Source organism: Streptomyces sp. ADI95-17, from assembly GCF_003846175.1.
Taxonomy (GTDB): domain Bacteria; phylum Actinomycetota; class Actinomycetes; order Streptomycetales; family Streptomycetaceae; genus Streptomyces; species Streptomyces sanglieri.
On record NZ_ML123045.1, the window covers coordinates 758,472 to 784,148 of the forward strand.

Below are 25,677 nucleotides of genomic sequence, written 5' to 3' on the forward strand. Positions count from 1 at the left end.
GCCGCGCTGTATTCATCCCAGACTCACCTGTGTGATCGGAAAGTCGAAGTAGGTGTCCGGGTAGGGCTCGTCCGTGAGTGTGTAATGCCACCACTCGCAGGCGTAGGAGCTGAATCCGCTGGTCTCCATGATTGAGCGAAGACGCCTGCGGCTGTCCGCCGCGGCCCGCGGGATTCCTTCCGCTCCGTGGTGCGAGACCGAGTCCATCAGATCGTGGTCGCCACCCATGGCGGCGAGGTCGCCGCTGTCCAGGTGGTACAGCGTCAGGTCGACGGTACTGCCGCGGCTGTGGCCCGACTTGGCGGCCACGTATCCTTTCTCGAACATCTCGGGCCGGTCGATATTGGGGTAGTGGCGCTGCTTGGTGCGGCCGTCCTCCGGCTGCTCCGACCAGCGCAGGAAAGAGTCCACGGCACGTTGCGGGCGGTAGCCGTCCCAGAGAAGCAGGCCGAATCCGTGCGAGGCCGCCTCTTCTCGGGCGCTCTGCAATGCCGCACACAGAGCCCTGGTACCGACGATGCGATTGGCCAGGTATCCGTCGACCGGTTTTCCGGTGAAGTTGTCCCAGGTGGCGTACTTGGCGTCCCAGCGGACTCCGGGCATGAACTCGTCCATGAAGACGAAGTCGTTACGCATCGGCCTGCTCCGTCGAAGGCAGGGACCGGGCGAGCGCCCCGGTCACCAGACGGTCGATCACTTCGGACAGCGGAACCCCGGCGGCGGCCATCATCCTCGGATAACGGCTGTAGGAGGTCATGCCGGGGAACGTGTTGACCTCGTTGAGGACGACCTGTCCGTCCTCCTTGAGGAACAGGTCCACGCGGGCGAGGCCGTTGCAGCCCAGGGCGCGGTAGACGGCCTTCGCCACTTCCTGGGCGCGTGTCCGGGATTCAGCCGGAATATCGGCGGGGACAATCGGCGTCGAATTGTCGGAGCCGGTCTCGGGTTCGTCCTCCTGGTGGATCCGGAAGAAGCCGTGGGACAGGGCGATGCGGTCAACTTCCCCCGCGATCAGGTCCGTTCCGCCGCCCAGGATGGCGCATCCCACCTCGCTGCCGACGACCGCCTCCTCGACCAGGACTTTCGTGTCGTACCGCCGGGCGACCTCCAGCGCGGCCGGCAGTTCTTCCGCATGCGCCACCTTGCTGACCCCGAAGGACGATCCCGAGCGGGCCGGCTTCACAAAGACGGGATAGGTGAGCCGGCCGGCGTCGATGTCCTCGCCCGCCGCGACCGTCCAGAAATTCGGCGTGGCGATTCCGGCGCCGGCGGCGACGACGTAAGCGAGGGACTTGTCCATGCCCAACGCGGAACTCTGCACGTCGCAGCCCACGTACGGGATTCCGGACAGTTCGAGCAGGCCCTGAATCGCGCCGTCCTCCCCGAGTTTGCCGTGCAGCACGGGCACCACGACATCCAGGCCGACCGTCTCGTACTTCCCCTCATCGAGGACGAGCAGTCCGCGCACATCGCGGTCCGGGGACAGCACGGCGGACCGGTACGCGACGCCGCTTTCCCAGTCCGCGGCGGGGCCCTCGCAGAGTTTCCAGGCGCCGCTGCGCGTGATCCCGATGAAGTACGGCTCGTACTTGTCCGGGTCGAGGTTCCGCGCGATCTCCTGCGCGGACTTGATGGAGATGGGGTGCTCCTCCGAGCAGCCTCCGAAGAGGATTCCGACCTGAAGCTTTGCCTTAGGCATGCTGATTCCTGCTTTCGAATTCCAGGCAGTTGCTGATCGATTTCTCGACCGTGTCGCTCAGGGCACGGTTCGTGAAATACGCGGTGTGCGGGCTGATGAACGCGTTCGGCATTTCCTGCAGCCGCAGCAGTGGCTTGCTGTCGATGGGCGTGTTCCGTCGGTCGGCGTAGAACACGCCTTCCTCGCCCTCGACGACGTCAAGGGCGACACCGCCCAGACGCCCGTCCTCCAGCGCCTCGACCAGCGCGGCCGTGTCGATGAGGGCGCCACGCCCGGTGTTGACCACAAACGCGCCGAGTTTCATCCGCTGGATGCGCTCACGGTCGAGGAGGTGGTGCGTCTCGGCGTTGAGTGGCGCATGGAGCGTGACGACGTCGCTCGACCTCAGCAGTTCATCAAGCGACACCTCGTCGCCGGAGTCGCCGGCGCGATTTCCGTACGCCAATATCCGGCATCCGAAGGCGCGGAGCCTTTCCATGACGGCCGTGCCGATGCGCCCCGTTCCGACCACGCCGACGGTCAGGTCGCGCAGTTCCTTCCCCCGTACGTCGTGCAGCCGGTAGTCGTGCACATCCGCGCGGCGGACGGTGGACTTGGCGTGGCGCACCGCCATCAGCAGCATCATCACCGTGTAGTCGGCGACGCCATCGGGGGAATAGCAGACGTTCCCGACGGAAATGCCGATGCGGCCCGCATAATCCACGTCGATGTGGTCGTATCCGATGCTTCTTGTGGAGATGTAGGAGACACCGACTCGACTCAGCGCACGAAGTGTCGCCGAGGAGATCCGGGTCTTGTGTCCGACGCTGACGCACCGGTTCCCGGATGCCAGGTGGACGTCATCCTCCGACACCGCGGATTCTGTGATCGTCAGTGTCACTCCGAATCGGGGCGCCAGCTCACGGAACCGTTCGGCTTCGTCCCGCTCGCATCCGAAAGCGGTGATTCCCACTGGTTCGCTGTAGGTCATGCCTCCATTCAAGGAAACCGAGTGTTGCCAGCGCGTATGCAGTTTTTGATACGCTGCCGATACGTTGTCAGCCCCCTTTGCCGGCCCGCGCGGTGTTCGCCGAGCAGGCCGCCAGCCGGTCGCGGTGGCTGTTCGCGGTGAACGGCGCCACCCCGGCAAGCCGGGCCATGTCGGCGGCCGTCCAGACGCGGCCGTCGAGCAGGGCTAGGCACATGGCGGCGTTGGTGCGATCCGTGGGGAGGGCACCCAAGGAGACCAGGCCGGGCTCTTCGTGAAGGTGTCGGTGCTGGTCACCCGGCCATAGTCGGCGGGCGACGCTTCGACGCCGGCCGAGGGGCCCTGACCTCAGCGTCCTGGCCTATGACGGACGAAACCCACCGTGCGATCCGGCCGAGAGCATCCTGTACTTCGGCATGCTCGTGGTTCTGTTGACCACCGAGAACGACGACGAAGCCGCCAACATCGCCCCGATCTCCTCCGCTTGGGTCCTGGGCCAGAACGTGGTCCTTGGCCTCGGCGTTGCGAGCCGGACGCCGCGCAACCTCGCCGTACGCCCGAGCTGGTGCTCAACGTCGCCGTGCCGGACCTCTGGGAACAGGTGGAGCGCCGTGTCCCGCTCACCGGGGTCGACCCGGGGCCGGAGAGTAGGCGCGTGGTGTACCGGCACGAACCCGACAAGTTCGCGCCGCAGGCTTCACCCCCTCCGACGTCGATCTCGTGGCCCCGCCACGCGTCACTGAGTACGTCCTACAGCTGGAGGCGTGCGCCTGCGCCCTCGCCGGGTGCGGAGGGCGGTTGCTTCAGTGTCGAGTGTGAGACGCCGCGCGTCCATGCCGCCTCCCGGGGTCTGGAACCCGCCGATTGACAACTTCCGCCACTACCACGGCCTCTCCGCCGAGGTCGGACACGGCGTCCTGAAGGCCGGAACGGCGTACGTCAGCCACGGCACGGACAGCCCGCGCAGCTGGCGGAGCGGCTGGCCGGAGCACGCCTCTCGGGATCGCGCTCGTTGCCCGGCTTCGACCAGGATCTGCTGGGCCGGGCCCGCTTCTACAAGAATGCTCACGATGCCGCGCAGCACGCGTGGGACATCCGGCGGATCTCGGCGTACGTCGACACGGCCGCACCGCCCGCATAGTCGGCGGGGCGCATATCACGACCGCGGGGACATGCGTGCGGGCAGTTCCACCGTGATGCGCAGGCCGCCGGTGTCGCGCGGGGTGAGGGTGAGGGTGCCGTCGTGTGCGCGAGTGATGGATGTGACGATGGCCAAGCCGAGGCCGACGCCCGTCTGGTTGGCGTGGATGCGCTCGGTGCCCCTCTGGAATGGTTCGGTGAGCGTCGAGACCAGGTGTGGAGGCAGTTTCTCGCCGGTGTTTTCGACCGTGAGTATCACGGTGCCGGAGTGGACGCCGGTAGTGACCCACACCCTGCCCTGTTCAGACAGATTGTGGACGATCGCGTTGTGCACGAGGTTCATGGTCAGTTGCAGCAGGAGCGCCGGCGATCCGCTCGCGGGGGTGATGTCGCTGCGGGTCTCGATGGTGACGCCGTTCTTTTCCGCGAGGGGGAGCAGCGTTTCGGTGGCTTCTTCCGCCATGAGGGACAGGTCGACCTGTTCGCGGGTGAAGGATCGCTGGTCGGCTCGGCTGAGCAAGAGCAACGCTTCAGTGAGGTCGATCGCTCGGGTATTGACAGCTTGGAGGCGGCCGAGGACTTCGCCGGTGTCGTGTGATGGATCGGTGCGGGCCACGTCGAGAAGTGACTTCGAGATGGCCAGCGGGGTGCGTAGTTCGTGCGAGGCGTTTGCCGCGAATCTCTGCTGCTCGGCGACGTGTGCTTCAAGCCGTGCGAGCATCGCGTCGAAGGCGTCGGCAAGTTCGCGGAACTCGTCCTGGCGGCCCGGCATCTGGATACGGTGCGAGAGCGATCCCGTAGCGGCCGTGCGGGTAGCGTTGGTGATGCGAGCCAGGGGGGCGAGCATACGACCGGCGAGGATCCATCCTCCCAGGAGGCCGAACACGAGGAGGAACACCATTACTGCGGCTGCCGTTGGCGCGAAACCCTGCACGAAGTCGATGACCGGGTTTCTTTTCCATGCCCCCTCTTCGTTGGTTTGCAACCACCCCTGTCGCAGGAGGAACACTCCTGCGGCGGCGAGCGCCAAGGCACCGGCGAGCATGAGGAATCCGGCGTAGCTGAGGGTGAGCTTGAGGCGGACACTCAATCCAGGCGCTCTATCCATGGTTCTCTCCTCCGTCTCCGGCCTGCGGCTGTGCATCGATTCGGTAGCCGACGCCGGAGACCGTGGCGATGATCCACGGCTCACCGAGACGCTTGCGCAGTGCTGAGACGGTGATTCGGACAGCATTGGTGAACGGATCGGCGTTCTCATCCCACGCGCGCTCCAGAAGTTCCTCAGCGCTGACGACACCGCCCTCGGCGGCGATGAGGACCTCTAGTACGGCGAACTGCTTGCGCGTCAGCGCGACGTAGCGGCCGTCCCGGTAGACCTCGCGTCGGAACGGATCCAGCCGCAGCCCTGCGATCTCACGGACCGGAGGCCGGCTGTGGGCACGCCTGCGGTCGAGCGCCCGGAGCCTGAGGACGAGTTCCTGCAGTTCGAACGGTTTCGTGAGGTAGTCGTCGGCGCCGAGTTCGAAGCCGGATGCCTTGTCGTCGAGGCGGTCGGCCGCGGTCAGCATGAGGATCGGCATGCCGCTGCCCGAGGCGACGATGCGTTTGGCGATCTCGTCACCGGAAGGTCCGGGGATGTCGCGGTCGAGGACGGCGATGTCGTATCTGTTGATGCTCAGCATTTCCAGGGCGATGTCGCCGTCGCCGGCGAGGTCGGCCGCGATGGCTTCCAGGCGCAGGCCATCGCGGATGGCTTCCGCCATATAGGGTTCGTCCTCGACGATCAGCACACGCATGCTCTCGATGTTACGAGCGGGCACATATCGTCCGCGTATCAAAATCCGCATACGCGTCGACAACACCGTGCCACCGTCTATCAGTGCATCGCGACCGCCTTCAACGAACATCCCGGGAAGGCATTCGGGGGCCGTGACCTGCATGAACACCACGATCTGCCCATCGACGAGCCTTCGGTCAACGTCACCCTTGAGGGGGCCGTTGGTGCGGACGGCGAGGAAGCACGGCAGGCCATGCCGACGGGCTCCCCCGCCGTGTTTCAGACACGTCGGCAGACGTCAGGTTCAGCTGCACGATCCGTACGGGGCCGTTCCAGGGCGGGCGGCGGGCAGGCGGCGGACGTTGCCGAGGGTTGCGACCTGTTCCCGTAGACGCACGATCTCGTCGTGCTGTGCGGCCAAGCGTGAGACGGCGAGTTCCTTGAACGCTGTGAGCTCGGCAACGGTCTCGTCCCGCTGAGCCAGGCGTTCCTTGAGCTCGGCGACCTTGATCTTGAGCCGTTCGAGCGGTATCTCGGCGTCGGTGTCAGTGACTTGGGTGGCAGCCGCAGCGAGCTGCGTGGGGTCGTACTTGATCAGGACGTCCTCGATGCGCTGGGCGTAGTGGCCGAAGGCGGCCATGAACTGCGTGGCAGGCATCTGCTGCCACTGCCTGGCGAAGAACGCCTTCATGCGCAGGAGGTTCGCCGCGTGCCGCGGTGTGAACAGGGCGAGGGGACACAGCAGGCACACCCAGGGGCGGGCCGGGCACGGCTTTCCCTTCGGGCCGTGCACTCCAGCAGTCGGATCGGCGCAGGACGCCACGAACACATCGCGCTGCCCACCCACGAGCTCGGCGATCGCCCGATCGTCCAACTCCAGTTCGCTGACCAGTTGCGGGAACTGACGGGCCAAGTCGGCGACCTGCTCGTCCGACAGCACCATGGGCGGCTGGCCCCGGCGGAGCAGATCGCCCTGGGCCTGCTCGACGATGTCTTCCAGGGCGTTCTGCTGGGCCTCGGTCATCGCGGACAGGTAGTGGTCGCCTTCCACTCCCGGGGTGTGGTTGGGGTCGATCGTCGAGCGTCGGCTGCCGATCCAGGAAGAGCGGTCCCGGTGGGACTCGAACGTCGTGCGGATCCGGTGACGGTGCATCACGACCGGTGCCCCGTGGGCGTCGACCACGCCCGCGTCCCGGGACCAGTCGACGATGGTGGACTTGCAGGGGCGCCCGTATCTCCACGGCCCGAGTCCCTCGTCGCCCGCGCGGCGTGAGGTGTAGGCGAGCCACAGCCATAGCCCGTTGCGCAACTCGGGTGGGCAGTGTGACCTCGCCAGTTCGGCATACTCGAGCCAGCGCTCCAGCAGCCGCACCGCCTTGCTCGGCAGTGTGATGCTCTCCTCGGACGTGCGGCCCTTGATGTAGCGGACCAGCACCGCGCTGTCGCCGGCCCAGTGTGGCGGAACGGCTCGGTGTGCCCTCAAATGAACAGAGCGTCGTGCACCGCGAGAACCATTACTTCGCAGACGACGAACCCGTTCAGATCGTCTCGACATACCTTCGGTGGGATGAAGCCAAGAACACCTTGCTCATGCAGCCCAAGACCGGGAAAGACGGGATCTACGGACGGCTTGAGGATCTAGGGCACGTCATGACCCGGGTCCGCGACGAGATCAGTGCTCGGATGCCTACGCCGGAAGAAGCACGGATTCTCCATTTGCTGCCGGGCGTTCCGATCCTGGAGGTACTCCACACCAGCTTTGCTCAGAACCTGCAACCGTTCGAGGTCTCCAGGCACGTGCACCGAGCGGATCAGACCGGCCTGCTGTACGAGCTGCCGGTTGAGTAACCCACGTCGAAGAGGAAAATCGCCCATGCCAAAGGCCGTAGTTCGCCCGCGGAAGACACACGACCTCTCAGAGGCTGCAACCATTCTGACCGCAGTACACGAACTTGACGGGTACCCGGTCGAAGGGGTGGAGGACCCGCAGGCATGGCTGTCCCCGGAAGGGCTGCTGGCAGCTTGGGTCGCCGAACTCGATGGGCGTGTGGTGGGGCATGTCGCCATCAACAGCCCGCAACCAGAGGAAGAGCCGGCCCGCCTCTGGAGGGAGAAGAGTGGCGAGTACGACTCTCGCATCGGAGTACTGGCCCGGCTCTTCGTCGCGCGCGAAGCACGTAAGGAAGCTGTCGGCAAACACCTCATGGAAGCCGCCACGGCCTACGCCCGAGAGACGCAACTGCGCTTGGTGCTGGAGGTCTTGACGAAGGACGCTGCCGCAATCCGCCTTTATGAACGCCTCGGCTGGCAACGGATCGGCGAAGCCCTCCACACCTTCGGCGGCAAGCAGGTCGACGCCGTCTGCTTCGTGGCACCTGCCTGAAAACGAGAGCTGTTACAGGTTTCTCTACCTCATCAAGGCACCCGGCTGCGCTCCGCTCCGCCGGGCGCGCTTCCCGGCTCTGGCTGCGCCCGCGCTCCTGCCTTCGGCCCGCTCGGCGCTGCCGCCGCCGACGCGCGCCCGCTGTGTAGGCGTGGGGCATAAGACGAGAACCAAGCCCGCGGCTTCACGACGATGCCTCCGGCGGGGGCGCAAAGACCCCGGGATGGGAGGGGCGCCGTTCGTGAGTGCCGGCCGGAGCGTGGCGAGCGTCGTGGGCTCCCATCCCGACCACCTTCGACCCAGGCAGAGCCGAGCGGTCGCGGTTCAGGGCGTCAAGGTCGTTCGTACAGTGGCGCGCTCCACCTTGACGCCCTGAACCGCGACCGCTCCACGGTGTGTGGGTCGAAGGCGGACGGGACGGGAACTAGGTGAGTGGTGGTTCAAGAGGAGCAGACCTGCGGGCACACGCCTTGCCCCATGAAAACTCCTACCCCGGTCCGCCGTTGTGCGGCGAGCACTTCGACCACACCACCGACTAGAATCAGCCATCTTTACTGACTCGCTGGGGCTCGGATTCATTGAACAAAACCGCAGGTCAACATAGTTTATCGCTCTTCGGTAGCGAATAAGCCCTGCTCAACGCGCTTTGGGGTGGCTGAAACTTGAGAGCATTGGTTACGTCGGAGCTCTTCAATGGGACCTGTCTGGTCAGTGAGGTCGAGGCCAGCGCCGCAGCGGCACCGTTGCTAGCGTCCAACTGTGCCGCCCGCCTTGGAGCGCACGTTGTGGAACCCGCCCGTGTCAAGCCCTGGCGCGGGCATCTGGCTAGTCGTGCTGATCTTTATTGCAGCGATCTCGTGGAAACCCATGGCAGAGGCCATCGGTATCTACGCCGACATTGCCCCACTACTCGTGCTGGGCACTGGATGCTGCGGCGCCCTCCCGGGGCCGTCTCGGCGCCGTGGAAGGGTGCGCAGCGCCGACCAATGCTGACAACTGCCGACGGCTCAAGAGCAGGTCACAGCGCTGTTTGATGACGTGGCCGCAGGTCGGGAACCCGGCAAGCCACTTCCTGCGCAACAAGAAGCAGGAGTGGGAGGAGTACCGCTCCGAGGTCACCGCCTTCGAGCTGAAGGCGCTGCTGCCGGTGCTGTGACCGCGGCGCAGTGACATCCGGGCCGGAGGCGGTGCGCCTCCGGCCCGGAGTGCGTTCGGGTTGAATACCCGCATGCGAAAGAGCGACGACCCCGCGAGAACCGGTGCCCGGCTGACCGCGTCCGGCTGTCTGGCCGGCCTGCTGGTCGCGCTCGCGATCCCGCTGTGGATCGTCGGCGCGCTCCTGCTCGACGTCCTCTTCCGCTGAGAAGCCGAGCCCCCGGCGCCGAACAGGTCGTGGAACGAAGCCAGTTGGGGGACTGGTAGGAAAGTTTCCTGTTCGCTAGCATTCCCGGCGGTGGCCCGGCGCGGTGCCCCGCTCCTCAGGCATGACGCGCTCAGTGAGAGCTCTGGCCCGGCCACCACGACCCCGCCCCTGCCCGCACCCGGGCCGGATGCGGGGCCACGCACCGATGCCCAGCTCTCGCCACCCCCACAAGGCCAGGAGTCCAGGGATGCACCCGAACGGCTCAGCTCTGCTTCTCACGCCCACGCGGCGCCGTACGGTGGGCGTGGTCATCGCCGCCGTACTCGTCCTCGTGGGCGGCCTGTTGCTCGCCTACCCCGACCGGGCCGGCGCCGCCGCCGACCCCCTCATCTCGGGCGGCAAGTCCGCCGCCTCCTCCTCCGACGAAAGCTCCGACCTCGGACCGCAGAACGCCTTCGACGGCGACCCCGCCACCCGCTGGGCCAGCGTCGAGGGCAAGGACCCCCAGTGGCTGAGCGTCGACCTCGGCGCCACTGCCGATGTCACGCGGGTGAAGCTGAGCTGGGAGGACGCGTACGCCAAGGCGTACCGGATCGAGATCTCCGCCGACGGCACCACCTGGACCCGGCTCGCCGACGAGACGGCCGGCGACGGCGGCACCGACGACTGGCCCGCCCTCACCGGGAAGGGCCGCTACCTGCGCGTGTACGGCACCGCACGCGCCACCGCCTACGGCTACTCGCTGTACGAGTTCGAGGTGTACGGCACGCTCGGCGGCCAGCCGCCGCAGACCGGTGCCTTCACCGTGGTCGCCGCCGGTGACATCGCCGCCCAGTGCACCGCGTCCGACAGCGACTGCGCCCACCCCAAGACCGCGGCACTGGCCAAGAAGATCGACCCGAAGTTCTATCTGACGATGGGCGACAGCCAGTACGACGACGCCCGGATCTCCGACTTCCGCGCCTACTACGACAAGACCTGGGGCGCCTTCAAGGCCAAGACGCGTCCGGTGCCGGGCAACCACGAGACGTACGACCCGGCCGGCGCACTGGCCGGCTACAAGGCCTACTTCGGGGACATCGCCTACCCCCAGGGCAAGACCTACTACAGCTACGACGAGGGCAACTGGCACTTCATCGCCCTCGACTCCAACTCCTTCGACAAGACCGCCCAGATCGACTGGCTCAAGGCCGACCTCGCCAAGAACAGCAAGGCGTGCATCGCCGCCTACTGGCACCACCCGCTGTACTCCTCGGGCGGACACGGCAACGACCCGGTCAGCAGGCCGGTCTGGAAGATCCTGTACGGGGCCAAGGCCGACCTGGTGCTCAACGGGCACGACCACCACTACGAGCGGTTCGCCCCGCAGAACCCCGACGGGAAGGCCGTCGCCGACGGGATCACCGAGATCGTCGGCGGGATGGGCGGTGCCGAGCCCTACCCCATCGAGGAGGTCCAGCCCAACAGCCAGAAGCGGATCAGCGGTGAATACGGCGTCCTGAAGATGGACTTCACCGACTCCGGCTACAGCTGGAACTACCTCGGCACCGACGGCAAGACCAAGGACACCAGCCCGAAGTACACCTGCCACTGATGTACCTGGCGACCACAGGCCGCCGCGACACACCGGTCCGACCCCGCTCCGGCGGGGCGGGCCGGCGTGTCCCCGGCACCGTCCTGGCACTCGGCACGGTCAGTCTCGTCACCGACATCTCCTCCGAGATGGTCACCGCGGTGCTGCCGCTCTACCTGGTCCTCGGACTGGGTCTCTCACCCCTCCAATTCGGCTTCCTGGACGGCCTGTTCAACGGCGTGGCCGCCGTCGTACGACTGCTCGGCGGGTACGCCGCCGACCGCGGCCGCGGACACAAACGGGTCGCCGGGCTCGGCTACGCCCTCTCCGCCCTCTCCCGGCTCGGCCTGCTCCTCGCGGGCGGCGCCACCGCAGGGATCGCGGCCGCCCTGGCCACCGACCGGGTCGGCAAGGGCATCCGCACGGCACCCCGCGACGCGCTGATCACCCTGAGCAGCCCGCCCGAGGCGCTCGGCCGGTCCTTCGGCGTGCACCGGGCGATGGACACCACGGGCGCCCTGCTCGGCCCGCTCGCCGCGTTCGCCCTGCTCTGGGCGACCGCCGACGCCTACGACGCGGTGTTCGTCGTCAGCTTCTGCGTCGGCCTGCTCGGGGTACTGCTCCTCGTCCTGTACGTCCCCGGGCAGCAACCGGACCTGCCCGTGCGCCCGGCACCGCCCGTGCGCCCGGTACCCCGCGGACGCAAGCCGTTCGAGGCGCTCCGCGATCCCGCCTTCCGGCGGATCCTGGCCGCCGCCTCCCTGCTGGGCGCCGCCACCATCGGCGACGCCTTCGTCTACCTCCTGCTCCAGGACCGGCTCGACCTCCCCGTCAGCTGGTTCCCGCTGCTGCCGCTCGGCGCGGCGGCCTGCTACCTGCTGCTGGCGATCCCGGCGGGCCGGATCGCGGACCGGGTCGGCCGACGGCTGCCCTTCCTGTACGGACACCTCGCCCTGCTCGGCGTGTACGCCACGCTCCTCGCCCCGGTCGGCGGACCCGCCCTGCTCCTCCTCGTGCCCGTCCTCGTACTGCTCGGGGTCTTCTACGCCACCACCGACGGGGTGCTGATGGCCCTCGCCGGACCCGTGCTGCCCACCGACGGCCGGGCGGGCGGACTCGCCGTGCTCCAGACCGGCCAGGCACTGGCCCGGCTGCTCGCCGCGGCGGGCTTCGGCGCCGCCTGGACCCTGTGGGGGCCGGGCCCCGCGCTGTGGGCGGCGCTCTCGGCCCTGCTCGCCGCCCTCGCCGGCGGCTGGGCACTGCTGCCGCGCGACCCCTCCGGCACCCCGGCCCCCGGACAGCCGCAAGCCCAGATCCCCGAAAGGCGGACCGCATGAGTGCCAGGTTCCCGAAACCCGCGACCCCGCTGGGCCCCCGGGCCAGGATCGCCGTCGTGGTGGCCGCGGTGCTGCTCCTCGCGGGCGGCTCCGTCGGGTACGTGATGCACGCCGAGCAGCGGACGAAGGGCCGGCAGACCGAGGCCGACGCCTCGTTCGCCCTCGGCGGGCCCGCGCTGTACTTCCGGGACACGGCCGGCGGGCGCGTCGCCCACCAGCCGCTCCCCGCCACCCGGGCCGCCGCCACCCGGGCCGCCGCCACCCGGGCCGCCGACGCCCGGACCGGCGGCACCCGCACCCGCGGCGGCCCCGCCTGCGACCGGTTCTACGCCTCCGACGAAGGCGCGCTCTGCCTGCGCGCCAAACCCGGGGTGCTGCCGAAGACGTACGCGATCGTCCTCGACCGGCGGCTGCGCGAGAAGCGCCGGATCACCGTGCCGGGCGTGCCCACCCGCGCCCGGGTCTCGGCCTCCGGGCGGATGCTGTCCTGGACGGTGTTCGCGACCGGCGACTCGTACGCCACCACGTCCTTCTCCACCCGCACCGCCATCCTCGATCTGCGCACCGGCTACCTCATCAAGTCCATGGAGAACATCCAGCTCACCATCGACGGCGCCCGCTACCACGCCCCCGACGTCAACTACTGGGGCGTGACCTTCGCCCGCGACGACAACCGCTTCTACGCGACCGTCTCCACCAAGGGCCGCACCTACCTCGTCGAGGGGAACATGCGGGACTGGACGGCGAAGGCGCTGCGGCAGAACGTCGAATGCCCCTCCCTGTCGCCCGACAACACCCGGCTCGCCTTCAAGAAGAAGGTCTCCGACGACGCGGCCGCGCCCTGGCGGCTGTACGTCCTGGACCTGCGGACCATGCGGGAGACCCCGCTCGCCGAGGAACACAGCGTCGACGACCAGGCGGCCTGGCTGGACGACGGCACGCTCGCCTACGCACTGCCGGGCGGGGGCGGCCGGGGAAGCGACATCTGGACCGTTCCGGCGGACGGTACGGGCACACCCCGTATGGCCGTGAAGGGCGGGTCGTCACCGGTCGCGGTGGCGGGCTGAAGGATGTTCTCCCGGCAGGTGTAATGTGACGCATCCCCACACGGGGGCCGACCGAGGAGGTGAGACCCATTACCGCTGTATCAGGCTGGGTGCTCAGCTCTCGCGAACGCGTGGTCGACCCGACATAGTCGACCGCGGAGCGCCCATCGGCTTTCCCGAAAGGCTCCGCACATGTCGGTCACCGCTTCACCCCTCACCCTCGCCACCATCGTCCCCGCGCTCCGCGCCGCCGGCTGCGTATTCGCCGAGGACGAGGCGGAACTGATCCTCGCCACCGCCGCCGGCCCCGCCGCGATCGCCGCCATGGTCGAACGGCGGGTCGCCGGACTTCCCCTGGAACACGTCCTCGGCTGGGCCGAGTTCGGCGGCCTGCGGATCGCCGTCGGCCCCGGCGTCTTCGTACCCCGCCGCCGCACCGAGTTCCTGGTCCGGCAGGCCGCCGCCCTCGCCGGTCCCGGAGCGGTCGTCGTCGACCTGTGCTGCGGCTCCGGAGCCCTCGGCGCCGCGCTCGCCGCGACGCTGGGCCGGGCCGAACTCCACGCCGCGGACGTCGAACCCGCCGCCGTGCGGTGCGCCCGCCGCAACATCGGTGACGCGGGCGAGGTGTACGAGGGCGACCTCTTCGAGCCGCTGCCCGCCTCGCTGCGCGGCCGGGTGGAGATCCTGCTGGCCAATGTGCCGTACGTACCCACGGACGACGTCGAACTGCTCCCCCCGGAGGCCCGGATCCACGAACCGCGGGTGGCGCTGGACGGCGGCGCGGACGGCCTCGACGTCCTGCGCCGGGTCACCGCCGAGGCCCCGCGGTGGCTGGCGCCGGGCGGGCATCTGCTGGTCGAGACGAGCGAACGGCAGGCGGCACGGGCCGAGGAGACCGTCGCCCGCAGCGGCCTGATCCCGCGCGTGGTCACCTCCGACGAGCTGTACGCGACCGTCGTCATCGCCACCAGGCCCGGCCCGGCGCACCGTCCGTGAGCGGCACGGTCAGCTGAACCGCCACCGGGTCTGGCTGAAGTGGGCGCCCCTGCCGAAGCCGAAGGCCTTGCGGGGGCGCACCCGGAACACCAGTGCCGCACGGCCCCCGTTCACGAAGGTGCCGTCCCGGACGTCGAAGTGCCACTGCGGGCCGTACTTCGCCTCCCAGGCCGCGGCCAGCCGGTTCAGCGGTGCCTCGTCCGTCACCCGCTCGGCCCGGCCCTCGATCACCACATCGAGCCCCTTCGACATGGAGTTGTCCCCGGTCCCGGTCATCAGCACCACTTCGGGGCCGGCGGCCAGGTTCCGGGCCTTGCGTTCCTCGGCGCCGGTGGCGAAGTGCAGCGCGCCGTCCGCCCACACCCCGATCAGCGGAGTGACGTGCGGGCGGCCGTCGGGACGGACCGTGGACAGCCAGTACACCTCCGCCCCGGTCAGCAGCTCCCTCGCCACCGACCACGGGCAGGCCGTCGCGCCCGCCTCGCTGTAGTCGGGATCAAGCTCGGCGAAGGGTTCGAATCCTGACATGTGGGCCTCCCGGTCCGGTCGTGGAAATGATCGTGCCCGCGAAGTGAAGACCGCGCACGCGCTCCGGAATCATCGGAACACGCGCTCCCGATTCCTCGGAGTGGGCTCGCAGGGCCCTGCGAGCCCACTCCCCATCACCGGGGGAGGCCGTAAGCTCGGAGCGCTGGATTGTGTGTGGCGGCGAGCGGGAGAGCACGGAATGACGACGGTGCCGGGACGCAGGAGCAGCACGTTCACCCGACTGCTGCGGCACGGCTTCACCGACCCCTCGGCCGCCGAGCGGCTCCTGGATCTGCCCGATCTGTCCTCCGTGCGCTCCGACCCGGTGCTCCTCGAAGCCCTCGGCGCCACCGCCGACCCGGATCTGGCCCTGAACGGGCTGGTCCGGCTGGTGGAGGCCGAGGAGGCGGACGAGCGGCAGATCCTGCTGGACACCCTCATCACCGCCAAACCGCTGCGGGACCGGCTGCTCGGGGTGCTCGGCGCCTCCGAGGCGCTCGGCGACCACCTCGCCCGCCACCCCCGCGACTGGCAGGCCCTGGTCACCTACGAGGCCGCTGATCTCCACCCCGGCGTGGCCGAGTTCGAGCAGGGGCTCGCCGGGGCCGACGACCCGGACTCGCTGCGCGTCGCCTACCGGCGGTGCCTGCTGGCCATAGCGGCCCGTGACGTGTGCGGTACGACGGACGTCGCCGAGGCCGCCGCCGAACTGGCCGACCTGGCCACCGCGACCCTGCGGGCGGCGCTGGCCATCGCCCGTACGGCGGCGCCCGCCGACGCCGCCCGCTGCCGGCTGGCCGTCATCGCGATGGGCAAGTGCGGCGGCCACGAGCTGAACTACGTCTCCGACGTCGACGTCATCTTCGTCGCGGAACCGGTCGACGGCTACGAGGAGAGCGACGCCGTGCAGGCCGCCACGAGGCTGGCCGCGCACATGATGCGGATCTGCTCCGACACGACCGTCGAGGGCACCATCTGGCCCGTCGACGCCAACCTCCGCCCCGAGGGCCGCAACGGCCCCCTCGTACGGACCCTCTCCTCGCACCTCGCGTACTACCAGCGCTGGGCCAAGACCTGGGAGTTCCAGGCGCTGCTCAAGGCCCGGCCGGTGGCCGGCGACCCCGAACTCGGCGCGGAGTACGTCGAGGCCGTCTCGCCGCTGGTGTGGCAGGCCGCGGACCGCGAGAACTTCGTCCCCGACGTGCAGAAGATGCGCCGCCGCGTCGTCGACAACATCCCCGCCGACCGCGTCGACCGCGAGATCAAGCTCGGCCCCGGCGGGCTGCGGGACGTCGAATTCGCCGTACAGCTCCTGCAGTTGGTGCACGGCCGCAGCGACACCACCCTGCGCAGCGGCACCACGCTGGAGGCGCTGCGCGCGCTCGCCGAGGGCGGCTACGTGGGCCGGGTGGACGCCGCGCAACTGGACGACGCCTACCGCTTCCTGCGCGCCATGGAGCACCGCATCCAGCTCTACCGGCTGCGCCGCACCCACCTCGTCCCCGAGGACGCGCCGGACCTGCGGCGGATCGGCCGCTCCCTCGGGATGCGCACCGACCCGATCACCGAACTCAACCAGGCGTGGAAACGGCACGCCTCCGTGGTGCGGCGGCTGCACGAGAAGCTGTTCTACCGGCCGCTGCTCGACGCCGTCGCCCAGCTCGCGCCGGGGGAGACCCGGCTCAGCGCGAAGGCGGCCGCGCACCGGCTCGAAGCGCTCGGCTACGCCGATCCGGCCGCCGCGCTGCGGCATCTGGAGGCGCTGTCCTCCGGGGTGTCGCGCAAGGCCGCCATCCAGCGCACCCTGCTGCCGGTGCTGCTCGGCTGGTTCGCGGACTCCGCGGACCCGGACGCCGGGCTGCTCGGCTTCCGCAAGGTGTCCGACGCGCTCGGCAAGACCCCCTGGTACCTGCGGCTGCTGCGGGACGAGGGCGCGGCGGCGGAGAACCTCGCCCGGGTGCTGTCGGCCGGCCGGCTCGCCCCCGACCTGCTGCTGCGGGCCCCGGAGGCGGTGGCGCTGCTCGGCGACCCGCAGGGGCTGCGGCCGCGCACCCGGGAGAACCTGGAGCAGGAGGTGCTGGCCGCGGTGGGGCGGGCGGACAACGCCGAGACCGCGGTCGCGGTGGTGCGCGGGGTGCGGCGGCGCGAGCTGTTCCGGACCACGGCCGCCGACCTCATCGGCTCGTACGGCACGGAGGACAGGCCTGCCGAGGAGGACCCGGGGGCGCTGGTCGACCGGGTCGGAAACGCGCTCACCGATCTGAACGCCGTCACGATCGCGGGCGCCCTGCGCGCCGCCGTGCGCGAACAGTGGGGGGACACCCTCCCCACCCGCTTCGCGGTCATCGGCATGGGCCGCTTCGGCGGCCACGAGCTGGGCTACGGCTCCGACGCCGATGTGCTGTTCGTCCACTCGCCGCGCGAGGGCGTCGACGAGCAGGAGGCCGGCCGGGCCGCGAACGCGGTGGTCGCCGAGATGCGCCGGCTGCTCCAACTGCCCACCGCCGACCCGCCGTTGATCATCGACGCAGACCTGCGGCCGGAGGGCAAGAGCGGACCGCTGGTGCGTTCGCTGGCGTCGTACGAGGCGTACTACCGGCGCTGGTCGCTGGTCTGGGAGAGCCAGGCGCTGCTGCGCGCCGAACCGGTCGCGGGTGACGCGGAACTGGGCCGCGCGTTCATCGAGCTGGTCGATCCGCTGCGCTATCCCATGGAGGGCCTGGGGGAGGACGCGGTCCGTGAGATCCGGCGGCTGAAGGCCCGGATGGAGTCCGAGCGGCTGCCGCGCGGCGCGGATCCCACGCTCCACACCAAGCTGGGGCGCGGCGGGCTGAGCGACGTCGAGTGGACCGTCCAGCTGATGCAGATGCAGCACGGCTGGGCGGAACCGGGGCTGCGCACCACCCGTACCCGCGAGGCGCTGGCGGCGGCCTGCGCGGCGGAGCTGATCTCCGGCGAGGACGCGCAGACGCTGGACGAGGCATGGGTGCTGGCGACCCGGGTGCGCAACGCGGTGATGCTGGTACGCGGCCGGCCGGGCGACACCTTCCCGTCCGGTCCGCGTGAACTCACCGCGGTCGGGCGGTACCTGGGGTACGAGCCGGGGCACGTCGGGGACATGCTGGACGACTACCGGCGGATCACCCGGCGGGCGCGGGCGGTGATGGAGGAGCGGTTCTACGGGGCGTGAGGCGGGGCGCGTGGCCGGGCGTGAGGCGGGGCGCGTGGGCCGTCCCTGTCACGCCTCCTTCGCGTCCAGCAGCGCGCGGGCGTGCCCGATGAACGCGCCCAGTGCCAGTTCGAACGCCGCGTCCGCCCGGCCCGTGCCCACCGCGGCCAGCGCCTCGGCGAGGCGCGGCGTCGTGGTGTCGTCCGGCAGCTCCCACATCGTCTCCGGGGCCGCCAGGTCCAGCGCCGACCCCAGGACCAGGTTCTCCAGCGCGGTGATCACCGCCATCACTTCGGCCATCGCGAAGCCGACGCCCAGCAGCAGCCGGACCGCCCGCTCGTAGTGCTCCAGGACCTTCGGGGCGCGCACCGGTGTTGTCATCAGCAGTGGGATCGCGCGCGGGTGGGCGGCGAACGCGGCACGGTAGGAGCGGGCCCAGGCCGTCATGGCCGCGTCCCAGGGCTCCACGTCGAAGGCCGCGGAGTCGATCGCGGCGCACACCCGTTCCCGGACGAGCTCGACGACCCCGCCCCTTCCGTCCACGTGGTGGTAGACCGAACCGGTCTGCACCCCGAGCCGCCGGGCCATCTGCGGGACGCTGAACTCGCCTTTCTCGTCGATGAGTTCGAGCGCGGTGGTGGTGATGCGCTCCCGGTCCAGCAGCGGTGTGCGCGGCCGTCCCATGCGTTTTTCTCCTGACGTGTGTCCTCCGGGAGGTCTTCCCGGATGCCCATGGGTGAGGCTACATTGCGCAAACCGAAAGCCTTTAGGTTTCTGGTCACCGGTCCCTGCCCCCGCCAGTCGCAGAAGGGCTCTCCTCTCGCATGGATGCGCCAACCCTCAGAAAAGGCACCCTCGGCACCGCCGACATCGCCTTCTTCGTCATCTCGGCCGCCGCCCCGCTCACGGTGATGGCCGGAGTCGCCCCCATCGCCATCATGCTCGGCGGCATCGGGGCCCCCGTCGGCTATCTGCTGGCCGGTGTGACCCTCGCGATCTTCGCCATCGGGTTCACCACCATGAGCCGCCACGTCCGCAGCGGCGGCGCGTTCTACGCGTACATCACCCGGGGCCTCGGCCGCCCCGTCGGCATCGCCGCCGCCCTGATCGCGATGCTCGGCTACAACGGCATGGAGATCGGTGTCTACGGGCTGCTCGGCTCCACCACCGCCGACACCGTCCAGGCCCTGTGGGGCGTCGACATCCCCTGGCTGCCGGTCTCCCTCGCCGGGCTGCTGCTCATCTGGTACGGCGGCTTCCGCTCCATCGACTTCGGCGCCAAGGTCCTCGGGGTGCTGCTCGTGGCCGAGACCGGCATCCTCGTACTGCTCGCCGGCGGGGTGCTGCTGGACGGCGGGGCCGACGGGATCTCGCTCGCCTCGTTCACCCCCGGCAATGTCCTCGTACCCGGCACGGCAGCCGTGCTGGCCTGCGCGTTCGCCGCGTTCACCGGCTTCGAGTCCACGGTGATCTACCGGCGCGAGGCGCGGAACCCGGACCGTACCGTCCCCCGCGCCACCTACATCGCCGTCGCGTTCCTCGGGCTCTTCTACGCGTTCATCGTCTGGACCGTCGTCCAGGCGTTTGGCGACGCGAACGTCGTCGAGGCCGCGGCCACCGACCCGGGCGGGCTGTTCTTCTCCGCCATCACCCACTACGTCGGCCCCTGGGCCGCGGACCTGATGCACATCCTGATCGTCACCAGCGTCCTCGCCTCGCTGCTCGCCTTCCACAACGCCATCAACCGGTACGGGCTCGCGCTCTCCGAGGAAGGGGTGCTGCCCGAGGCGCTCGGCCGCGTCCACCCTCGCCACCGTTCCCCCTACGTGGCCGGTCTCGCCCAGATCGCGCTCGGAGCGGTGATCGTCATCGCCTTCGCGGCGGCCGGCGCCGACCCGTACGCGCAGCTGCTGCTCTGGGTCAACACCCCGGGAATGCTCGGCCTGATGCTGCTCCAGCTGCTCGCCGCGATCGCCGTACCGCTGTACTTCCGCCGGTTCGAGCACGGCGAGGGCCGGTTCCGTACCGTCGTCGCCCCGGTCGTCGCCGCCGTGCTGCTGGCGGCCGCCATCTTCCTGGTCACGGACCACGTCGATCTGTTCTCCGGCGCCTCCACCGGGGTGAACACCGTGCTCGTCTCCCTGGTGCCCGCGGTCTTCCTGATCGGACTGGCGCTCGCCCACCGGCTGAAGCGCGACAGGCCCGAGGTGTACGCCCGGTTCGCCGCCGAGCCGTCGACCCCGGACCCCGTGCCCGCCGCCGCTCCCTCCTCCACCACCGTCTAAGGAGTTCCACCGTGTCCGCAGCCGACCTCCTCCTCACCGGAGCCCGTGTCCGCACCCTCGACCCGGCCCGGCCGGAAGCCACCGCCGTGGCGGTCAAGGACGGGGTGATCACCGCCGTCGGCGACGAGGCCGGGCTGCGCGAGTGGCGCGGCAGCGGCACCGAGCACATCGACCTGTCCGGGGCCACCCTCACCCCCGGCCTGGTCGACGCGCACAGCCACCCCGTGTGGGGCCTGGAGATGGCCACCGGCACCGACCTCACCGCCGTCCGCGACCTCGACCGGCTGCGCGCCGCCCTGGCCGCGGCCGAGCGGACCGAGGGCTGGATCGTCGCCTGGGGCCTGGACCACAACGCCTTCGGCGGCCGCCCCGTCGACCGGGCCCTGATCGAGGACGCCATCGGCGGCGCCCCCGCCTTCATCCGGCTCTACGACGGGCACTCCGCCCTGGCCAGCGGAGCGGCCCTGGAACGGGCCGGGATCACCGGCCCTCGCTCCTTCGTCCAGCGTTCCACCGTCGTCTGCGACCCCGACGGCCGCCCCACCGGGCACCTCATCGAGCACGCCGCGATGGACCTGGTCGGGCAACGGCTGCCCAGGCCCTCGTCCGCGGAGCGCCGCGCCCGCCTCGTGGAGCTGCTCTCCGGCATGGCCGCCACCGGTCTCACCGGGGCCCATGTGATGGACCTCGCCGACGGTTCGGTGCCCGGACTGCTGGCCGCCGTGGAGGAGGAGACCGACCTGCCGGTACGGCTGCGGCTGGCCCCCTGGTGCATGCCGGGCGCCGACCGGGAGGCCCTGGAGGAGCTGGTACGCGTACAGAGCGAGGCGGGCCGGCTCTGGCGGGTCGGCGGCGTCAAGTTCTTCATGGACGGCACCGTCGAGGGCGGCACCGCCTGGCTGGAGCACGCCGACTGCCACGGTGAGGGCACCGAGGCGTTCTGGCCGGACCCGCAGGCGTACACCGCCGCCGTCCACCAACTGCACCACGCCGGGGTGCGCACCGCCACCCACGCCATCGGGGACGCGGCCGTGCGGCATGTGCTGGACACCGTGGAGGCGCTGGGGGAGAGCGGCCGGCTCCGCCACCGCGTCGAGCACATCGAGACCGTGCCGAACGGCCTGGCCGCCCGGTTCGCCGAGCTGGGGGTGATCGCCTCGATGCAGCCCACCCACACCGCGTACACCCGGGCCGACCACAGCGACGAGTGGTCGAAGCGGCTGGGCGACGAGCGGGCCGGCCGGGCCTGGCGCTGCCGGGACCTGCGCGACGCCGGGGCGTACCTGGCGCTGGGCTCGGACTGGCCGATCGCCCACTACGACGTACGGCAGGTGCTGGCCACGGCCCGGCTGCGGCGGCTGCCCGGGGCGTACGACACCGAGCCGGTCACCGCCGAGCAGGCGCTGACCGGGCTGATGGCGCTGGAGGGCTGCACCTCGCACGCGGCGGTCGCCGCCGGGGAGCAGCGGGTCGCGGGCCGGATCGCGGTGGGGTACCGGGCCGATCTGACGGCGTTCGGGGTGGATCCGGTGGACGCACCGGCGGACGAGCTGGGCGAGGCGCCGGTGCGGCTCACGGTGTGCGGGGGGCGTGTGACGCACCGGGGCTGAGGCGGTGACGGGCGGGCCGGGTCCTCAGCGACGGCCCGCCGCCGCGCCCGCCGCCGGGCGCCGGGTCCGGACCGGCGCGCCCGCGGACAGCCCCGCCAGCCGGGCCCTGCCGCGCGGCGGCGGCACCCGCCTGGGCAGATGGTGCGGCAGCGAGCCGTACCAGGCGTACGAGACGGCGTAACCGAAGGCGAGGCACGCCATGCCGCCCAGCGCGTCCAGCCAGAAGTGGTTGGCGGTCGACACGATGACGACCAGGGTGATCGTCGGGTAGAGCAGGGCCAGGACGCGCGCCCAGGGCGCGGAGGTCAGCGCGAAGACGGTCAGGCCGCACCAGAGCGACCAGCCGATGTGTATCGACGGCATGGCCGCGTACTGGTTCGACATGTTCTTGAAGTTGCCCGAGGCCATCGAACCCCAGGTGTGGTGGACCAGCACGGTGTCGATGAAGTGGCCGCCGTTCATCAGCCGGGGCGGCGCCAGCGGATACAGGTAGTAGCCGAGCAGCGCCACACCCGTGGTCGCGAACAGGGCCAGCCGGGCCGCCGCGTAACGGCCGGGGTGACGGCGGAACAACCACACCAGCACACAGACGGTGACGACGAAGTGCAGCGTCGCGTAGTAGTAGTTCATCGAGACGATCAGCCATGTCGCGGAATTCACCGCGTGGTTGACGGTCTGTTCCACGGCGATGCCCAGGTACTTCTCGGCCGACCAGATCCGGTCCGCGTTGCGCAGCGCCTCGGTCCGCTGTTCCGGGACGGCGTTGCGGACCAGCGAGTACACCCAGTAACTGGCCGCGACGAGCAGGATTTCGAACCAGATGTGCGGCCGGCGCGGGGAGCGCAGCGCACGCAGTGCGGCGAGCGGGAAACGCGGTCCCACCGGGCCGCCGTCACGCCGTCCGGTGCTCTGCTTCGCGTTCGCCGCAGGGGCCGCCTCGTCCACGATGGGTGACGGGGTGGCCTCCGACCGGCCTTCCTTCGATGTCACGCTCAATTCACCCATAGGCACAGAGTCTGCCAGAAAATGCCTTTCCGCCCGATCATCCTCCGGCCGGGGCCGGGCCGCACATCCGTGGGTGCCGGACTGCGTGCAGGGGGCGGGCGTGGGATCCTTGAGCGGTCAGGCGGTGGCGGCCGGAGCGGGCCCGGCTGCCGTTGAACCGCGAACGACCAGTTCGGGCATGAAGACGAACTCGCTGTGCGGAGCGGGCGTGCCGCCGATCTCCTCCAGCAGCGTGCGTACGGCGGCCTGGCCCATCGCCGTCACCGGCTGACGGATCGTGGTCAGCGGCGGGTCGGTGAACGCTATGAGCGGCGAGTCGTCGTATCCGACCACCGACAGATCGCGCGGCACCCGCAGCGACAGCCGCCGGGCGGCCCGGATCGCGCCGAGCGCCATCATGTCGCTCGCGCACACCACCGCCGTGCAGCCCCGCTCCATCAGCGCCGAGGCCGCGGCCTGTCCACCCTCAAGAGTGAACAGCGAATGCTGGATCAGCTCCTCCACCGCCTCCGGCGCGAGGCCCAACTGGTCCCGCATGGTGGCGTGGAAGCCCTCGATCTTGCGCAGCACCGGCACGAACCGCTTCGGGCCGACCGCCAGCCCGATCCGCTGATGGCCCAGCGACACCAGATGCGTCACCGCGAGCCGCATCGCGGCCCGGTCGTCCGGCGAGATGAACGGCGCCTGGACCTTGGGCGAGAAACCGTTGACCAGGACGAACGGGACGCCCTTGGCGCGCAGTTGCTCATAGCGCTGCATATCGGCCGAGGTGTCGGCGTGCAGCCCGGAGACGAAGATGATGCCCGAGACACCGCGGTCGACCAGCATCTCGGTCAACTCGTCCTCGGTGGAGCCGCCGGGGCTCTGGGTGGCGAGCACCGGCGTGTAGCCCTGCCGCGTCAGCGCCTGGCCGATGACCTGGGCCAGGGCGGGGAAGATGGGGTTCTCCAGCTCGGGTGTGATCAGGCCGACCAGTCCCGCGCTGCGCCTGCGCAGCCGTACGGGCCGTTCGTAGCCGAGGACGTCGAGCGCGGCGAGAACGGATTCGCGGGTGGCCGCAGCAACCCCGGGCTTGCCGTTCAGTACACGGCTGACCGTCGCTTCGCTGACCCCCGCCTGAGTTGCGATATCGGCAAGCCGTGCGGTCATGGAAGTGGACTGTACCGGGCGTATGTCGGATTGCCCACCATGGGCATGAATCGGACGACTGCCTCCGTGCGCCGGTTCCCGAGGGTTTACCGGCAACATCTTGCAAGGTCTTGCGAGCCGGGTCTGCCGGCTCCGGTCGGATCGTCGCACCGCACGGCCCGCGGGCTGTGGCCTGCTGCTGTCAGGGCACGATGCCCGGCGTCAAGGGTCTTGACGGCAACCGTGAGGACACGCGAATGTAACGATCGTCGGCGCTTGCAGAAATCTTCCGCAAACTCTTTCGGCGTTCTTTCATCCTTGTTACGTTCTCGTCGACCCGGCGCCGCGACGGAGCGGTACGGCAGTTGAAGGAGTTCAGATGCGACGTGGCATAACGGCCACCGCCCTGGTCGCGGCCCTGGCCCTCGCGGCGACCGCCTGCGGCAGCGACAACGAGTCCGACGGCACGGGCAAGAGCTCGGGCGAGCTCTCCGGCACGGTGACGTGGTGGGACACCTCCACCGCGGGCAGCGAGGACAAGGTCTTCAAGAAGATCGCCGAGGACTTCGAGAAGAAGCACCCGAAGGTCGACGTCAAGTACGTCAACGTGCCGTTCGGCGACGCGCAGAACAAGTTCAAGAACGCGGCGCAGTCCGGCTCCGACGCCCCCGACGTCATCCGCTCCGAGGTCGCCTGGACCCCCGAGTTCGCGGACCTCGGCTACCTCGCCCCGCTCGACGGCACCACCGCGCTGAAGAACTCGGACGACTTCCTCAAGCAGGCCGCCGCGTCCACCAAGTACAAGGACAAGACGTACGCGGTGCCGCAGGTCATCGACTCCATGGGCATCTTCTACAACAAGAAGATCTTCAAGGAGGCCGGCGTCGAGGTCCCCAAGACCGTCGACGAGCTGAAGACCGTCTCCAAGAAGATCAAGGACAAGACCGGCAAGACCGGCATGTACCTGCGCGGCGACGACGCGTACTGGTTCCTCTCCTTCCTGTACGGCGAGGGCGGCGACATGGTCGACGCCTCCACTAAGTCCGTCACCATCGACAACCCCGCGGGCGTCAAGGCGATGAAGGTCGTCAAGGACCTCGTCGACTCCGGGGCGGCCAAGACCGATGCCACGGACGGCTGGGAGAACATGCAGGCGTCCTTCAAGGACGGCAAGGTCGCCATGATGATCAACGGCCCGTGGGCCGTCGCCGACACCTACGCCGGCAAGGAGTTCAAGGACAAGGCCAACCTGGGCATCGCCCCGGTCCCGGCCGGCTCCGCCGCGCAGGGCGCCCCGCAGGGCGGCCACAACCTCGCCGTCTACGCCGGCTCCAAGAACCTCGACGCCTCCTACGCCTTCGTCGACTACATGACGTCGGCCGAGACCCAGGCCAAGGTCACCAAGGAGCTGAGCCTCCTGCCGACCCGCACCTCCGCCTACGCCCGGCAGGACGTCGTCGACAACGAGATCGTCGGCTTCTTCAAGCCCGTCGTCGAGACCGCCGTCGAGCGCCCCTGGATCCCCGAGACCGGCAGCCTCTTCGCCCCGCTCGTGACCGAGTACACCAAGGTCCTCACCGGCCAGGCCACCCCGGAGAAGGCCACCAAGACGACCGGCGACTCCTACCGCAAGCTCCTCAAGGGCTGGAAGTAACAGGAAGGCAGGCCGGC

The 25,677-nt window shown here is 69.8% G+C and carries 22 protein-coding genes and 2 pseudogenes; 13 read left to right on the top strand and 11 right to left on the bottom strand.

Going from position 1 to position 25,677, the window contains the following annotated elements; genetic code table 11:
* Positions 1–12 precede the first annotated feature (12 nt).
* The 4 genes from vanX to EES42_RS11530 all read right to left on the bottom strand — a co-directional run bounded on the left by vanX (position 13) and on the right by EES42_RS11530 (position 2,883).
* Positions 13–636, bottom strand: coding sequence for a D-Ala-D-Ala dipeptidase VanX (vanX, locus tag EES42_RS11515; RefSeq protein ID WP_124718029.1), 624 nt, complete (start codon positions 634–636; stop codon positions 13–15).
* Positions 629–1,699: a D-alanine--(R)-lactate ligase gene (gene vanA, locus EES42_RS11520; RefSeq protein ID WP_124718030.1), complete on the bottom strand. Its 1,071-nt coding sequence runs from the start codon at positions 1,697–1,699 to the stop codon at positions 629–631. The genes vanX and vanA overlap by 8 nt, the downstream gene beginning before the upstream one ends.
* On the bottom strand, positions 1,692–2,669 hold the full coding sequence (locus EES42_RS11525; RefSeq protein ID WP_124718031.1) for a D-isomer specific 2-hydroxyacid dehydrogenase family protein: 978 nt from the start codon (positions 2,667–2,669) through the stop codon (positions 1,692–1,694). Before EES42_RS11525 ends, vanA begins: the two co-directional genes overlap by 8 nt.
* Positions 2,670–2,736: 67 nt before the next feature.
* Complete coding sequence (locus tag EES42_RS11530; protein WP_206433437.1) at positions 2,737–2,883, bottom strand: hypothetical protein; 147 nt, start codon at positions 2,881–2,883, stop codon at positions 2,737–2,739.
* Positions 2,884–3,678: 795 nt separating this feature from the next.
* On the opposite strand from EES42_RS11530, the gene EES42_RS47265 reads away from it, so the two are divergent.
* A complete protein-coding gene (locus EES42_RS47265; RefSeq protein ID WP_266494358.1) occupies positions 3,679–3,807 on the top strand; it encodes a hypothetical protein in 129 nt (42 codons plus the stop codon).
* Between the two features lie 15 nt (positions 3,808–3,822).
* On the opposite strand, the gene EES42_RS11540 is transcribed toward EES42_RS47265, so the two are convergent.
* From EES42_RS11540 to EES42_RS45590, 3 genes are all read right to left on the bottom strand, one after another.
* Positions 3,823–4,914, bottom strand: a complete 1,092-nt coding sequence (locus tag EES42_RS11540; protein WP_124718032.1) for a sensor histidine kinase — start codon at positions 4,912–4,914, stop codon at positions 3,823–3,825.
* The gene (locus EES42_RS11545; protein WP_124718033.1) at positions 4,907–5,602 is read right to left on the bottom strand and encodes a response regulator transcription factor; all 696 of its coding nucleotides are present in this window, start codon (positions 5,600–5,602) and stop codon (positions 4,907–4,909) included. Before EES42_RS11545 ends, EES42_RS11540 begins: the two co-directional genes overlap by 8 nt.
* 285 nt (positions 5,603–5,887) lie before the next feature.
* Positions 5,888–7,066, bottom strand: a complete 1,179-nt coding sequence (locus EES42_RS45590) for a class II aldolase/adducin head domain-containing protein (RefSeq protein WP_206433438.1) — start codon at positions 7,064–7,066, stop codon at positions 5,888–5,890.
* On the opposite strand from EES42_RS45590, the pseudogene EES42_RS11555 reads away from it, so the two are divergent.
* The 8 genes and pseudogenes from EES42_RS11555 to EES42_RS11585 form a co-directional block, all read left to right on the top strand.
* A pseudogene (locus EES42_RS11555) lies at positions 7,039–7,431 on the top strand (UTRA domain-containing protein); the annotation flags it as partial. The gene EES42_RS45590 and the pseudogene EES42_RS11555 overlap by 28 nt on opposite strands.
* A gap of 25 nt (positions 7,432–7,456) precedes the next feature.
* Complete coding sequence (locus EES42_RS11560; RefSeq protein WP_124718034.1) at positions 7,457–7,966, top strand: GNAT family N-acetyltransferase; 510 nt, start codon at positions 7,457–7,459, stop codon at positions 7,964–7,966.
* A gap of 1,069 nt (positions 7,967–9,035) precedes the next feature.
* Positions 9,036–9,122, top strand: a pseudogene (locus EES42_RS46080) (glutamine synthetase); the annotation flags it as partial.
* 72 nt (positions 9,123–9,194) lie between these two features.
* Complete coding sequence (locus tag EES42_RS47270) at positions 9,195–9,329, top strand: hypothetical protein (protein WP_277426112.1); 135 nt, start codon at positions 9,195–9,197, stop codon at positions 9,327–9,329.
* A 247-nt stretch (positions 9,330–9,576) separates the two neighbouring features.
* Positions 9,577–10,923 (top strand): discoidin domain-containing protein, encoded by a 1,347-nt coding sequence (locus EES42_RS11570; RefSeq protein ID WP_124718036.1) that lies wholly within the window; start codon positions 9,577–9,579, stop codon positions 10,921–10,923.
* The gene (locus EES42_RS11575; protein WP_124718037.1) at positions 10,923–12,239 is read left to right on the top strand and encodes an MFS transporter; all 1,317 of its coding nucleotides are present in this window, start codon (positions 10,923–10,925) and stop codon (positions 12,237–12,239) included. Before EES42_RS11570 ends, EES42_RS11575 begins: the two co-directional genes overlap by 1 nt.
* Entirely contained in the window at positions 12,236–13,306 is a 1,071-nt protein-coding gene (locus EES42_RS11580; RefSeq protein ID WP_124718038.1) for a TolB family protein, read from the top strand. Before EES42_RS11575 ends, EES42_RS11580 begins: the two co-directional genes overlap by 4 nt.
* A gap of 171 nt (positions 13,307–13,477) precedes the next feature.
* Positions 13,478–14,281: a putative protein N(5)-glutamine methyltransferase gene (locus tag EES42_RS11585; RefSeq protein ID WP_124718039.1), complete on the top strand. Its 804-nt coding sequence runs from the start codon at positions 13,478–13,480 to the stop codon at positions 14,279–14,281.
* A 9-nt stretch (positions 14,282–14,290) separates the two neighbouring features.
* Here the strand turns inward: EES42_RS11585 and EES42_RS11590 are convergent, their stop codons facing one another.
* Positions 14,291–14,809, bottom strand: coding sequence for a pyridoxamine 5'-phosphate oxidase family protein (locus EES42_RS11590; RefSeq protein ID WP_124718040.1), 519 nt, complete (start codon positions 14,807–14,809; stop codon positions 14,291–14,293).
* Between the two features lie 199 nt (positions 14,810–15,008).
* On the opposite strand from EES42_RS11590, the gene EES42_RS11595 reads away from it, so the two are divergent.
* Positions 15,009–17,999, top strand: a complete 2,991-nt coding sequence (locus EES42_RS11595) for a bifunctional [glutamine synthetase] adenylyltransferase/[glutamine synthetase]-adenylyl-L-tyrosine phosphorylase (RefSeq protein WP_124718041.1) — start codon at positions 15,009–15,011, stop codon at positions 17,997–17,999.
* A gap of 48 nt (positions 18,000–18,047) precedes the next feature.
* On the opposite strand, the gene EES42_RS11600 is transcribed toward EES42_RS11595, so the two are convergent.
* Positions 18,048–18,662 carry a TetR/AcrR family transcriptional regulator gene (locus EES42_RS11600; RefSeq protein WP_124718042.1) on the bottom strand — a complete coding sequence of 205 codons (615 nt, stop codon included), beginning with the start codon at positions 18,660–18,662 and terminating at the stop codon, positions 18,048–18,050.
* A 140-nt stretch (positions 18,663–18,802) separates the two neighbouring features.
* Between EES42_RS11600 and EES42_RS11605 the strand changes: the two genes are divergently transcribed.
* A complete protein-coding gene (locus tag EES42_RS11605) occupies positions 18,803–20,263 on the top strand; it encodes an APC family permease (protein ID WP_124718043.1) in 1,461 nt (486 codons plus the stop codon).
* Positions 20,264–20,274: 11 nt separating this feature from the next.
* On the top strand, positions 20,275–21,873 hold the full coding sequence (locus EES42_RS11610; protein WP_124718044.1) for an amidohydrolase: 1,599 nt from the start codon (positions 20,275–20,277) through the stop codon (positions 21,871–21,873).
* Positions 21,874–21,897: 24 nt separating this feature from the next.
* Here EES42_RS11610 and EES42_RS11615 read toward each other — a convergent pair whose 3' ends face one another.
* Complete coding sequence (locus EES42_RS11615; RefSeq protein WP_124718045.1) at positions 21,898–22,878, bottom strand: phosphatase PAP2 family protein; 981 nt, start codon at positions 22,876–22,878, stop codon at positions 21,898–21,900.
* Positions 22,879–22,995: 117 nt separating this feature from the next.
* Positions 22,996–24,027 carry a LacI family DNA-binding transcriptional regulator gene (locus tag EES42_RS11620; protein ID WP_124718046.1) on the bottom strand — a complete coding sequence of 344 codons (1,032 nt, stop codon included), beginning with the start codon at positions 24,025–24,027 and terminating at the stop codon, positions 22,996–22,998.
* A 358-nt stretch (positions 24,028–24,385) separates the two neighbouring features.
* On the opposite strand from EES42_RS11620, the gene EES42_RS11625 reads away from it, so the two are divergent.
* Positions 24,386–25,660 carry an extracellular solute-binding protein gene (locus EES42_RS11625; protein ID WP_124718047.1) on the top strand — a complete coding sequence of 425 codons (1,275 nt, stop codon included), beginning with the start codon at positions 24,386–24,388 and terminating at the stop codon, positions 25,658–25,660.
* Positions 25,661–25,677: the final 17 nt, after the last annotated feature.